This window comes from Algoriphagus resistens (assembly GCF_001442615.1).
Lineage (GTDB): Bacteria > Bacteroidota > Bacteroidia > Cytophagales > Cyclobacteriaceae > Algoriphagus > Algoriphagus resistens.
Map to the genome: position 1 here is coordinate 269,824 of NZ_LMXN01000001.1, position 12,709 is coordinate 282,532.

The 12,709-nt window shown below is 40.4% G+C and carries 14 protein-coding genes; 3 read left to right on the top strand and 11 right to left on the bottom strand.

The genetic code is table 11. From position 1 onward, the window contains the following. Positions 1–162 precede the first annotated feature (162 nt). Positions 163–1,098 carry a serine hydrolase gene (locus AS141_RS00955; RefSeq protein WP_057935743.1) on the bottom strand — a complete coding sequence of 312 codons (936 nt, stop codon included), beginning with the start codon at positions 1,096–1,098 and terminating at the stop codon, positions 163–165. A gap of 353 nt (positions 1,099–1,451) precedes the next feature. On the opposite strand from AS141_RS00955, the gene AS141_RS00960 reads away from it, so the two are divergent. Further along, positions 1,452–1,745: a hypothetical protein gene (locus AS141_RS00960; RefSeq protein WP_057935744.1), complete on the top strand. Its 294-nt coding sequence runs from the start codon at positions 1,452–1,454 to the stop codon at positions 1,743–1,745. A 430-nt stretch (positions 1,746–2,175) separates the two neighbouring features. Here the strand turns inward: AS141_RS00960 and AS141_RS00970 are convergent, their stop codons facing one another. Beyond that, positions 2,176–2,634 (bottom strand): GlcG/HbpS family heme-binding protein, encoded by a 459-nt coding sequence (locus tag AS141_RS00970; protein ID WP_082632119.1) that lies wholly within the window; start codon positions 2,632–2,634, stop codon positions 2,176–2,178. Positions 2,635–2,933: 299 nt separating this feature from the next. Between AS141_RS00970 and AS141_RS00975 the strand changes: the two genes are divergently transcribed. Together AS141_RS00975 and AS141_RS00980 are read left to right on the top strand one after the other, a co-directional pair. Further along, positions 2,934–4,034, top strand: coding sequence for a Gfo/Idh/MocA family protein (locus AS141_RS00975; protein ID WP_057935747.1), 1,101 nt, complete (start codon positions 2,934–2,936; stop codon positions 4,032–4,034). A 246-nt stretch (positions 4,035–4,280) separates the two neighbouring features. Beyond that, positions 4,281–4,460: a histone H1 gene (locus AS141_RS00980; RefSeq protein ID WP_057935748.1), complete on the top strand. Its 180-nt coding sequence runs from the start codon at positions 4,281–4,283 to the stop codon at positions 4,458–4,460. A 75-nt stretch (positions 4,461–4,535) separates the two neighbouring features. On the opposite strand, the gene AS141_RS00985 is transcribed toward AS141_RS00980, so the two are convergent. From AS141_RS00985 to AS141_RS01025, 9 genes are all read right to left on the bottom strand, one after another. Continuing rightward, a complete protein-coding gene (locus AS141_RS00985; protein ID WP_057935749.1) occupies positions 4,536–5,174 on the bottom strand; it encodes a hypothetical protein in 639 nt (212 codons plus the stop codon). 7 nt (positions 5,175–5,181) lie between these two features. Then, the gene (locus AS141_RS00990) at positions 5,182–5,736 is read right to left on the bottom strand and encodes a DUF4136 domain-containing protein (RefSeq protein WP_057935750.1); all 555 of its coding nucleotides are present in this window, start codon (positions 5,734–5,736) and stop codon (positions 5,182–5,184) included. A 248-nt stretch (positions 5,737–5,984) separates the two neighbouring features. Then, a complete protein-coding gene (locus AS141_RS00995; RefSeq protein WP_057935751.1) occupies positions 5,985–6,578 on the bottom strand; it encodes an outer membrane beta-barrel protein in 594 nt (197 codons plus the stop codon). Positions 6,579–6,580: 2 nt separating this feature from the next. After that, the gene (locus AS141_RS01000; protein ID WP_057935752.1) at positions 6,581–7,231 is read right to left on the bottom strand and encodes a DUF4136 domain-containing protein; all 651 of its coding nucleotides are present in this window, start codon (positions 7,229–7,231) and stop codon (positions 6,581–6,583) included. A gap of 14 nt (positions 7,232–7,245) precedes the next feature. Further along, the gene (locus AS141_RS01005) at positions 7,246–7,716 is read right to left on the bottom strand and encodes a hypothetical protein (RefSeq protein ID WP_057935753.1); all 471 of its coding nucleotides are present in this window, start codon (positions 7,714–7,716) and stop codon (positions 7,246–7,248) included. Positions 7,717–7,846: 130 nt separating this feature from the next. Next, positions 7,847–9,049: a BamA/TamA family outer membrane protein gene (locus tag AS141_RS01010; protein ID WP_082632120.1), complete on the bottom strand. Its 1,203-nt coding sequence runs from the start codon at positions 9,047–9,049 to the stop codon at positions 7,847–7,849. Next, positions 9,049–10,260, bottom strand: coding sequence for an OprO/OprP family phosphate-selective porin (locus AS141_RS01015; protein WP_057935755.1), 1,212 nt, complete (start codon positions 10,258–10,260; stop codon positions 9,049–9,051). Before AS141_RS01015 ends, AS141_RS01010 begins: the two co-directional genes overlap by 1 nt. A 131-nt stretch (positions 10,261–10,391) precedes the next feature. Continuing rightward, positions 10,392–11,057: an outer membrane beta-barrel protein gene (locus AS141_RS01020; protein WP_057935756.1), complete on the bottom strand. Its 666-nt coding sequence runs from the start codon at positions 11,055–11,057 to the stop codon at positions 10,392–10,394. 129 nt (positions 11,058–11,186) lie between these two features. Then, positions 11,187–12,668, bottom strand: a complete 1,482-nt coding sequence (locus AS141_RS01025) for a hypothetical protein (protein ID WP_057935757.1) — start codon at positions 12,666–12,668, stop codon at positions 11,187–11,189. Positions 12,669–12,709 lie beyond the last annotated feature (41 nt).

The window sequence follows — 12,709 nt, forward strand, 5'->3', positions numbered from 1 at the left end:
ATATACTAATCGAGAGTTTGAAGGTATCATTCGAAAAATGTTTATAGAGCGGTTATACCCCTGCATGTGGCGGTCCAAGTTAGCCCATACTTTGTTCATCCCAGGGAAGTCCAGGGAAATAGGGCAATGCCAGGGGTTGGAACAGAACTTGGTTAGAACAGATTAATAGGGGAGACCCTCTAAGTATTTTTGGTATCCCTCGGGTTGTTTGTAAGGGAGATTTGGATTGAAATAATTCCAAATCAGGTTAGAAAGCTTCCTTGTCAATATCCAAGCTTCATTGTCAAATTCCCAGCTTTGATCCACATTGTTTTTGGTAAAAACTGCGCATACATAATCTCCCTGTGGAGAATTTACCAAAAAGACTTCAGATCGGGAGGCATTAACCATTCCTTGCTTACTCGCCACATTAATTCCCGGTGGAATTCCCGAAATAGCATAATCGGTATAAAAAGTGTTGGACAGCAATCTATACATCAATTCGGAGGCAGCAGTGCTAATCAGTTCGCCCGCATTTAATCGAACAAGAATATCTGCCATTTCTTTGGGAGTGGTCTGCCCCCAACCATACTTTTCCCAACTCCGTTCTCTGCCCTCAGTACGGCTGTTTACCCGGGTGGTTTTATAACCTAATTGATCCATCACCTGATTTATTTGAATTCCTCCTCCAGCAAGTGACTGATTCCAAAGAGAGGTAGTGTTGTCTGAATAGCTAAGCATCAGAGCGAGCAGCGTGCTTAGGTCAGTTTGGGTGGAATCTTTGAAAAATTGCATAATTCCCGAACCGCCATATTTGATTGAATCCCTATACATCAAAGATTCGTGGTAGTGAAGCTCTCCTTTTTCTATTTTGTCAAATACGCCCAAAAGTATAGGTAATTTTACAATACTGGCAGTGGGGAAGATGGTGTCCGAATTGATCTCAATCGTGTTTCCGCTAGGAAGATGTTCCAAATAAATGCCTATATCTCCGTGAAAAGACGCAACCAAATCTTGAATTGCCGATTCTAATTTATTAGAGTTTTTCTCTTGCGCTTGAATTTTCTTACAGCATACTAAAGTGAAGATCAATGAAATAATCAGTCTTTTTGAAATCATGACGATGGATATTTGAGCTATAAATATGGGAAATTCTAATTGCGAAAAACAAGTTGTCAAATTTTAAGGGTTCATTTCTTGTAAACTTATCCGAGTAAGGAGGATGTCTCCAAAGGAAGGTCAGTCTTTGTCTTATTCGGATAGGTAGTTGAGTCAATTTTCATACAGCCAATTCTCAGGCACTTCAATAGACTTATGAGACAACCTCATGATTTATCATTATTCATCATATTTTCTATTTTTGGGTACCTGTGTTTCAGGTTTCCCAAAGCTGCCTGAAGGATATACAAAAAAGTCACAGATGAGTAAGGGATTTACACCAGAGCTTATTTTATTTGAAAAAAACAGTTGAAATGGCTTTAGATAAAAGAATTATTGCTGATTTTCTGGAATCAGCAGATAAAATCAACCGCTACAGTCCAATACTAAAGGCTCTTTGGTTTGATGGGAATGGAGATTGGGAGAAGGCCCATAATCAAGTGGATGAGCTGGGCGGACAGGCTGCAGCCAGAATCCATGCCTATCTCCATAGAAAAGAAGGAGACCAATGGAACGCGGATTACTGGTACCGAAGAGCAGGTGAAACCAGGCCGGATTTAACATTGGAGGAAGAGTGGGAGATGTTGCTTTCAAAACATTTGGTTTGACTATTCTAAGCTGAGTACGGTTCTTTTTGCTTAATCTGTGAAAATATACCCTGTATAGGGTATATTTTTGTAAGTCCTTGTTAGGTATCTTTGAGTTATTAACTCATCGTACTTTTTATGAAATTCTTTTATTTATCTTCTAGTCCAAACAGTAAGGGGTTGCATGAAGTCCACGATCGTGAATGCGACAATATTCCAGACGCTTATGATAGGGATTATCTAGGTCCCTTTAATACTGGAAAAGAAGCAATGAGAAAAGCTTTGGCTACAAAAAAAAAGGTGGGCTTATGTGAGAAATGCTGTAAGTCAACGGATTATTCTATCATTTCTACCCTAAATGATTGATACTACTTCGTTTTATTGGCGAAGTATCTCAGGCAATCTATCGGGGACTTAAAGCATACAAACCTGTAGCACTATTGGTTTTTTATCAATAAGCTTCCACACCAGCAGCAGCCACAATTCCGTCCTGGGCCGAGGTGGCTCCGGAGATACCTATTGCTCCCACGATTATTCCATTCTTGAATATGGGAAGACCTCCTTCAATTGCAACTGCATTTGGTAAGGTGGCAATTCTGGCTCCCCCTTCTCCTTTCATCATATCTTCAAAGACTTTAGTGGGACGTTTGAAGTAAACAGATGTCTTTGCTTTACCCAGCGCTACATCAATACTGCCGATTTGAACGCCGTCCATTTTGCGAAGCGAGATCATATGTCCGCCGGCATCCAGTATTACAATTACCATATTCCAGCCTTCTGAGGTGGATTTTGCCTGTGCAGCATCTGATATTCTTGCAGCATCTTCCAGTGTAAGGTAGGGATGTAGTTGATCTTGGGCCTGAGTGAAAAAAGGCACCAATACTAAGATGAAGAGAATAAGGTTTTTCATATGATATAATTTGTTTTTAAAGACCATATGGAATCTCGCACGATGAATAATCATCCCTCGGTGTGTCGTTTTCGACATGCTCGATTTCATGTGTTTATATTTTGGTTTTTAATGGCTATAGGGAATCTCGCATGCATTATAATCTTTCCAGTATGTGACTTGAGTCATGTTTGATTTCATGTTGTCGTAGGCTTGACTAGAACGTATATCCAGGATTGAAGTTAATAATTTTTTGGAGGTATAGATGAAAACGTTATCTTGATAAGCATATTAATTCTCAAACCCTTAACCTTAAACCTATGAATTTTCTTTCAAGAAGAACCACATTGAAATCTCTTGCGCTTGGCGCAGGAATTAGCATGATATCACCTTTTAGTGTATTATCGTCAAAAAAGTCGCGCAAAGACAAGCTTGGGGTAGCCCTAGTCGGCCTGGGTTATTACAGTACTGATTTGTTATCCCCGGCTTTGGAGAAGACCGAAAAATGTTATCTCGCAGGGATAGTTACCGGGACTCCTTCCAAGGCAGCGACATGGAAGGCAAAGTATAACATCCCCGAGAAAAATATTTACAATTACGATACATTTGATTCTATAGCAGAAAACCCGGATATAGATGTAGTATATGTTGTATTGCCCCCTTCCATGCATAAAGAATATGTGATACGGGCAGCAAAAGCTGGAAAGCATGTCTGGTGTGAAAAGCCTATGGCGATGACCGTGGAGGAGTGCCAGGCTATGATTGATGCCTGTAAAGATGCGAATGTCTCACTATCAATTGGCTATCGATGTCAGCATGAACCAAATACCAAGGCTTATCAAAAAATCGTACAAGAACAGACCTTAGGGAAAGTGCTGGGATTGGATTGTGCAGCTGGGTACAGGGAAAATCGTACAGACCATTGGAAGCAGAAGCTTGAAATGGGGGGAGGGGTGATCTACGATATGGGTGTTTATTCAATCCAAGGTGCTAGACTGGGATCTGGGATGGAGCCAATTGCTGTGAACGCTGCAAAAGTATGGACTGAGCGCCCGGATATTTATAAAGATGGATTGGGGGAGATTGTGGAAGCTGAGCTGGAGTTTCCCGGAGGTGTGATCGGAACCATTAAAACTTCCTTTGCTGAAAACGTGAATTTTCTAACGATTACCTGTGAAAAAGGAAAGATAGAGATGGCACCGTTTTCAGCATATGCTGGCAATAAGGGAAAAAGCCCTTTGGGTGAGATTGATATCCCGTTTCAGCAACCCATGGAGCAGGTGTGGCAAATGGACAACGATGCCCAGACAATAATGGATGGAAAGCCTCAGTCAGTACCCGGTGAAGAAGGACTTCGGGATATCCGGATAGTTCAGGCTATTCTTGAATCAGCTGAAAAAGGGGAAAGAGTGAGAATATAGCTAGTGAAAACACCTTTTGGGCATAGAATAAGCCAATGTGTGGAGAATAGAAGCGCTTATTGTCAAAATATAAAACTCAATTTTTAGCATAAATTGTTGCTGAAAATTGAATAAAATGACTGTTTTAATGAAAACATCATTTTTCTTCACTAAAAATTAAAAATAAACGCCAAAAGACTTCTAATGGCACTATAAATGATGTTTATTGTGCTCAAGTATAATTTATAACCAACCAATAAAACGATTATGAGCAGACACCAAGAAGTTAAAGATTTGGTAGATTCTTTAGAAGCAGACTTTGCAAAATTCTACGAAAACGGTAACAAAGCAGCTGGTACTAGAGTAAGAACAGGCATGCAGGCAATCAAAAATCTTGCACAGGAAATCAGAGCTGAAGTTACAGCAAAGAAAAATGCAGCTAAATAATTATTTTAGTCGCTAACAATAAAAGCCCCAATAGTATATGCTATTGGGGCTTTTTATATAGGTGAACTTTTGAGTTTATTTGGTAATTATTCCGTCTTTGATCAGTTGGTATTCAACTGCCTGAGCAAAGGTTCTGGAGAAAGATTCAAGGGAAGATGGGTTGGTAGTTTCAGATTGTGCGGACCATACCAAAGCTTCAGACTGGGCATCGTAAAGATTCATTTCGATGTAGTAGTTTTTATCAGTGGTATAATAGCCTGGATCATACATTACCGGATTGTAATAGGAATAGTAGCCATAGAACCCGCCATAGTATCCGCCGTAGCCTAAAGGAGAGTACATAGTAGTACCAGGAACATATCTGGTTTCTGAAGTCTGGTCAAGAAGTGCTACAGTCAGAATAGCGTCGTGGCCTGCCGCCTGAATGGCGCTCACGGTTTTTTCTTTGTTTTCAGGTGTTGCTTTGAAACCCGGAGGAATGATCTCAAAACTGCTACTTGCCGTGATTCCGTCTTCCTCAAGGATTGCATCGATGTCATTTTCGATAGTTTGCCTCGCTACAAGTTTGTCGGTCAAAGCAGTTACAAAAATATTGCTATATCCGCCTGCTTTGGCTTCTGGCGCTTTCCAGGATCCAGTGATTTTAGTGCTTGGAGCACATGCTGTCGCTACAGCCAGTAGCATGAGCGCTACTATTGCATAAGATTTTCTCATTTGTCAATTAGTTAATTCGATTCTTGTCTATTGATTCAAATACTTCCAAAACAGCATCCTCTATAGCTGCTTGTTTCTTTTCTTGTTTATTCGGGATGATCTTGGATACAACTCCTACCCAAACCGCCTTATTTGTTTTGGCATCAACTAGGTGAACGGTAAGTGTACCTTCTTTATATTTATTGACCACTATTTCTTGACTCTGCCAGGTGTAGTTTCTCTGACCTGTATACATAAATGGATCTGTCGCAAGACTTGTTTCTCTTGTTTGTTCTTTTTCTTCTACTACAATCCCAAGATTGATTAGCAATTCCGGATTTGACGTGTCCTCAGTTAAATTTCTGGAAACCATCTGTTTACTTATTTCTTCTTTGAGAAAGTCTACAGATAACTTAAAACTTTCATTGTGCGTGCCATCTACATTTACATCCAAGAAGGAGTAGGTCTTATAGCTACTCAGATCAAAATCATCATACAATCCTTGGTCAACGGTTACATTTGACGTGCTGCAGGCTATGACTCCCATTACAAAGACAAGCCAAGCATAAGATAACTTTTGCATAAGATAATTCGATTTGTTTTATTCTAATTTACTGGATATATGCTTGTTATTATAATTTGGAAAATTATTTCAGTTAAGTCTCGGGATATTGGGAGAATATATGTCTGGATCATTTCCAATGATAAGCTTCCTTCCTTTGAGAAACTAGATTAGTCTTGGTCAAGCAGACAGTGATACAATGTAATATTATCCGACTAGTAACATCATTGGTTTGCCTGTCGGAAATATTTTAGGATAGAAGATTCAATTTATCGTAGGAATATAATCCCAAAATCCAAACCGATAATTGATTGGCCATCCAGATCATCTCCACTGAAAGACTGGTAATATTTAGCTCCAAATTTGAAGCCGACGTACTGTGCAGGCCGATACATAAGACCCAATTCAGGTCTTATTGCAAACTGCCAATGTGTCTTTTGCGTACTGAATATCCCCATGTCTACTCTTTTATCTTGGGCGATGGTACCTATTCCTAAACCCGCATATGGTCTCAGCGCTCCAGTTTGGTTGGTATAATAGGTGCCGGTTACTAAAATAGGGTAGCTGTTAAGGTATCTGTATTGGATTCCGGAAAGTGAGGCAGATCCTTCGGTATATACTTTTTTTGATTCGCGCTTGTACAAGGTGGTATTTCCTGCCTCCCCTCCAAGGGCAAAATTGCGATCAATGAATCGTTGGTATTCTACTTTTATTCCCCTGCCTGATACCTGATCAATATAATCTGCGGTGTTTCCGGTAGGGATGCCAATAGAATAATTGATAGAGAATAGTGAGGTTTGTGCTTGAGTAGCTCCGGTAAAAACCATGCCCAGAAGTGCTACTAATAGGAGTGATTTTTTCATAATTATTTAGCTAGGTAAGGTGATTGCTCAAAAGCTTGATCGATAGTCGTATTGATGCGTTCACTGATAGAATTCTCACTTCCCTCCAGTAAGCCATTGATCACTCCTGTCCAAACAACGGGAATCTGATTTGTTTCGGAAATATTCTGTGGATCGGTCATTTGCATCATAATTGTACCCGTGCGGACTCTACTGACCTGAGGTGGATAATATCCTGGATAATACCAGCCCCATCCCGGTCCCCATCCCGGATAAAACCAGTTCCAATACCACCAGTCGTAGTAAAAGAAGATTTGGTCAGTTTGCAATGCAGTAGGCAAAATGATCAGATCCGGGTCTGCACTTTTATCTACCTCAGTGTACCCCGCATCTTGCATATTGGATCGGATGGATGCCAGGATAGCAGCTGTATAAGCAGGGGATAAATACTCAGGCTCAAACTCCCCATTTGCTGCATTGACCGTTCCATTTGAAATTTTTACAATTTTATCCGGTACCGCGAAAGTAGTGTAAGAGGCAAAATCATTGTTCACATCGTAGTTTGTGTACACCACATCCAGTTCGTCTATGTACTCAGCACCATCCGGTGTGCAGGAAACCAGCATCCATGATCCCAGTATTCCGAGTGTCAGTAGTTGTAGTTTTTTTTTCATAAAAATTTGTGTTCTTATTGATCGATAAAAGGTAATTCCTGTTGCAGCGCATTTCTAATGGTATTATGGATGTAGGTATCGATTTGCATAAATTTCGCTGCGTCCAGTGCAGATGTGGCTTTCTTGAATTTCCTGTAAAAGCTGGAGTGAAGTTTGGAAAGGGCCATATCATTTTTCAATGTCCTTTTGGCTAAATTGTCGGCCGTTTCCTCATTCATTTGTCCATAATCCGAAAGGAAATCATCGATAATAATCAGGCGCTCCCTTGCCAATTCTTTTCGGCTCTCTTCGTAAGCCTGATAAACTGTCCAAAATCCCGGTGCTATTTCATCGGAAAGATCCATGTATCCCTCAATAATTTGTTTCTTATCCATGCCGAAAGAAGACTGAATGAGAGTGATTTCATCTTCTACCGTGTCTTGTGCGTAAGAAATTTGGATTGAGGAGAAGAGTAAGCATGCAAAAATAAAAATTGCTTTTTTCATAGCTAATTGCGTTAAGAAGTTGAGAATAGTATGCGTATGAAGTTAACCTAAATTTAGGATTTAAGTTAAAAAAAATGTAAAAATAATCCTAGTTAACAATTTTTCTTGGAGCCTTATTCAATTTAATGCTTTAAAAGGACTCGTTTATATTCAGGTAAAATCCTGAATTGCCTTTTTGTCCAAAACCATAATCAGCAGTTATAGTTGTTCTTTTTTCCTTATTTATCATCACGCGAAGTCCAACGCCATAACCGGGGTTTATTTGCTCCATGAGTTTCTCTCCGGTCATTTTGCTGCTGAAGGAAGCCGCATTTATGAAAACAGTTCCTCCAAAAAGTTCTTTGTTACGCAGTAGCGGAAATCTATATTCTACTTCAGAATAAACCATATTTTCTCCTCTGAATCTACCTTGGGCGTATCCTCTTCCTGATCTTCCAAACATGTCCCATCCAATAGATGGTAGATTCATGTAAGGTAAGTCACCTGAAACAAGAAAGTTTCCATAAGCCCAGGCAGCAATAATGTGCCTTTTGCGGCTTTCACTGAGGTTGAAGTAATGCCTGTAATCCAACAACAGGGTGGATGATGTTTTGTCAGATCCGAGAAATTCCGGATTGATCTTAAGAGAAATCATCGTGTAATTTCGCTCGTAAGGGGAGACGGCCACATCACGGTTTTCCATGATGCCATTGATTGAAATACCCGAAAGCGTATATTCGTTGATGGGAATCCCTACTGATTCGTTGTAATAATTGTGGCTGAATTCAGCACTAAAATCAATGGGTGTTTCTGTATAGCTTTGAATTTTTTGGTGAATATCCAAGTGGTAACCTACTCCAAGATAGAATTTGCTGTATCCTATTCTTCTTAGAATTGTCTCGTAAAAACGTATTAAAGTAAAATCCATTTGTTGTTCCCCGACAACTACAGCACTTTGGTCGATTTGTTCGAAGCTAAGGTCATTTGGCGTAGTGCTTCCCAGTCCATAGGTCGGCTGCGAAGTAATGAAATAGCGCCAATCTCCGATTAGATTCCATTGATCATCTGCAAGAAACACATTGCTCTTAGAGCTGATTATCCATTGTTTCTTCGTGGTATAGAGAAAGTTAAAAACCAGATTTGATTGATGGGTAGTTACAGGATTTCCCAAAAACCAGGACGTGGAAGCCGCTACTCCAAACATCCATCCGTTGGCAGGATTATAGGCGACGGCTGGAAGTGGAAGAATACCGAAATTATTGATTCTATTTGCCTGATAATGAATAGTGTCTTCCTGTGCAAATAAAATTGAAGTGTGCAGAAAAGACAGAAAAACTAAACATCGGAGGCGCATCAGAATGAAATATCGTATTGGATCCTGAATCTGAACTCATCCTCCTGAGGCAAGCTGTGATCTTGGAAGGTATATCTTGTCAACTCGGTAGTTAGTTTATTTTGATGTTTTGAGAAAAACCAGTTGAAGGCCAGTCCTGCTTCACGCTGCTTAAGTCCGTTTAACTGCAGATCAGGATCAACTACTGCGTATCTGATAGCAAGTTCAAGCGGTTTCGGCCAAAAGCCAATCACCTGACTTGGGAAATAACCTGCCATGATATAATAACCGCCTAGTGTAGTCTCTACCTCGTCGAAGTTATCATAAATATATTTCCTGTGGAACTCGGAAGACCATGAAAATCCCTTGTAGTTAAAAGCAGTTTCTATTTGAAATTGCTTTACATCGTATTGGCCATCATTTGTGCCCTCAAAGCCGTGCAGATTGCCTCCTCCTGCTGAAGAAAAACGGGTATAAGGACTGGTATTGGTGATAGCCGCTATGGCAATAATCCCCGCAGGCTTTGCTGAAATAGCTATGTCACTACCCGAAAACGGAACCTCTCTTCCTAAGAAATTCCATTGAAATCTACCAAAATACATCAAGTTCTCATCATCGTTCTGTGTAGATCCCCTTCCAGTCCCGGTGAAAATCCCAAGCCAATAATTGAAGTTTGCAATGCCCCCACCGTCCAAAAGGCCATAAGCAGAAACTCCTTGCTGTCGGTCAACAGTGAATTTTCTATTGAGAAGTGATCGGTCTACCATCTGTTGGTTGCCACTACTGATAAACCTTTCTCTAGTGAATTCTACTTTCCATTGGCCTACTTTGAAGTTAAGCCACGGCCACTTTTCAAACATAACCCGATAGTCGAGAAGAATACTGCTACCCAGTTCATATTCAAAATAATACTTTAGCCAGGGCTGGTAGGCATGCCCACCTACTTTCAATCTGGCACGGTTGATCTTGAATACGCGCGTATCTTGATTGGTGAAATCCGCGAATGTTACAGGATCCTGATCATCCGGTACGGCAAATCTGAGCTGAAGCCGTAATCCAATCTGCATCTCATACTTGTCATCTTCAGTTTTTAGAATAAACCCTTTTGAGGTATGATTGAGAAAAGATTCTTTTTTTTTAGGGCTTGCTTGAATGCTGTCGCTTTCTTGGGCAAAACCGGAAAATATAAATGTAAAAAAACTGATGAATAGGAGGATGTAGAATGACTTCATACGTAAGATTCACTTCGTAATCTCATTTTGAGAGAGTGGACGATTTTTTTTTTTGGAAGGACAAATAACGCAAAAAGCACCGAGAATATATTGGATATTCCCGGTGCCGATATACGATGGATTAAAGATACTTATTTCCCAGCTTGGGGCAGTCTAAATACTAATCCGCCCTCTAGTCCGAATTGATACATGCTTGAATAGCTGGAAAGACCTCCGCCTGCTCCTCCTGTACCAAAATAGAGGCCACCACCAACAGCCTGGGTTGCCGAAAATAAGGATGCCTGAACTCTTATCGCAACATTATCTGCTACCCAGAAATTTGAGCCTCCCCGGATATTCCAGGCGAATTTGGTTCCGGATCTTTCACTGCCTGTGTCAGGGTTAGTCACATTAAATATTCCCATACCAAATCCTGCTCCCGCAAATGGCTCCACAATTTCATTTACGGGAAAGTACCTGGTACCATTGAGCATCAACCAGTTTATTGCCATATCAAAATCTGTGTTTTGAATTTGACCACCAAATATTCCTCCGTCCTGATAAACAGTTGGCGCATTGGTGTCCTGACGCAAATACTGGATTTCAACTGCTCCTCTGTTAGGAATATGATATTCGATTCCTGCACCCCATCTCAATCCATCTTGGATTTGCCCTTCGAAATAGGAGCTGCTTGAATAGTAGGAGTCTACTTTATCCTTGAAAACATATCCCGCGTACGTGTTAATTCTTAGCTCTTGAGCCATGGAGGCACTGGCGACGAAAGCAAGAAAAAATAAGGTAATAAGTGCCTTTTTCATAGTGATAGTAGTATTAAGTAGTTAAAGAATAATTAATCTATGAATTAATTTTACTTAAGTTAGGAAATCGGATCCTGATTTCATTAATCCTAGTAATAAAACTGCCGGTAAATTGAATTTTTTCCTCTTTCAATTTAATTTTTTGAAATTGAAAGAGTATCCAATCAATAAACCGATATTGGTATATTTGGCATCAGTGATAGTCAGTGATCCTTCCAAAGGTTTGTTGATCGTAGAATTGGTAAAGCTCCCTTTTTGGAGATATTCATCCGTTTGACCGATACTATAAACTATCCCTAACGTTAAACTGCTCCTGTTTTTTTCTATGATAGTACCAAAGGTGAAGTGATAAATATCCCATTGCGTCACCTCAGTTACAAGCTGTAGACTCTCAAACGTATCAGGATCAAAGTAAGAGAAGTCCGATCTAAAACTTCCCAATAGGCTGACGTTACTTTTTATAGGCAGCTCATATCCCAGTGCAAAATTTGTGACAGATTTCATTGCTGTTTCGAGGTTCAAAAATTTATCGCTTCCCAGTCCGGCCTCGTCACCACCCGGACGGATGAAAGTGCCTGGCTCAGCTTGGATAATAGTATAGGTGTCATAGCCTCCAAAATGAGTAACATTAAGGTGGAGGACCCCCGTCCCAAATTCAAGATGGCCTCCCGCTGATATCTCCATAGGCGCCTTGTATTTCGCCTTCAATTTTTCCTGTCTATCTGAGGCAAAAGCAGTTAATCTTCTGCCTATTTTGTCGATATATAGATTGTTGATGGTAATGTCCTTCGAGATTGTACCGTTTCCAAACAGATTTATCCCAGGCGTGGTAAATGTCAGCCCAATACCATAGTTATTTTTCTGATAGTTTAAACCTGCTTTTAATGCGGTCCTTACAGTAAAATAATTCACATAGGAATCCTGGGCTCTGGATACCAACATATAATCCTCTGTGTTCGTTAAGGTCTTGGCGGAGAAGTCCGTGGTAAAATCGGTGGTACGCAATGTACTTATCAGGCTTAATCCTATTCCAAAGGCTGAATTGATCCTTCGTCCCATGCCTATGGTTAGACTGGTTTCCTGTACCTTGGTGTTCAAAGAGGACTCTGCCACTAGCTCCTCTAAACCAGGGCTCTCATCCTCATTGATCAAGTCGGCCATTTCCACCAGTCGCGCGTTACCATTAAACTTAAAACTCACAGGTGTCAGCAGCCCGTAACTGAGCTTCCATTTTGGGCTGAGTGTAACCGATCCACTGATTAAAAGAGGAATGGTATTGAATTGTAGCCCTTTATAATCTGCCTGGTTGCCTAGTGCATTTTGGATGCTGATATTGTCCATTCCATAGAAATTGGAATTGATTGAAAGGGAAGCGGTATCCAGAAAACTTAAATTCCCGGGATTATAATAGACTCCGGCATTGTCCAACGTGTCAGTCAAAACTGCTCCTCCCAATAGCGCAGCACGTGTCCCGAACTGATTGTTCCAGTGGTGGGTATCCTGGGCATTTACAGTGTGATAACTGTAAAATAGAAGAAAAACCACGCCAAAGCTACAAAAAGAAGCTAGTCTAAACTTCCCATTGCGATATCCTGATATTAGATTCCTCATACTAAAATTAGTTATAGTGAGACAAAATCAACGAAACGCCC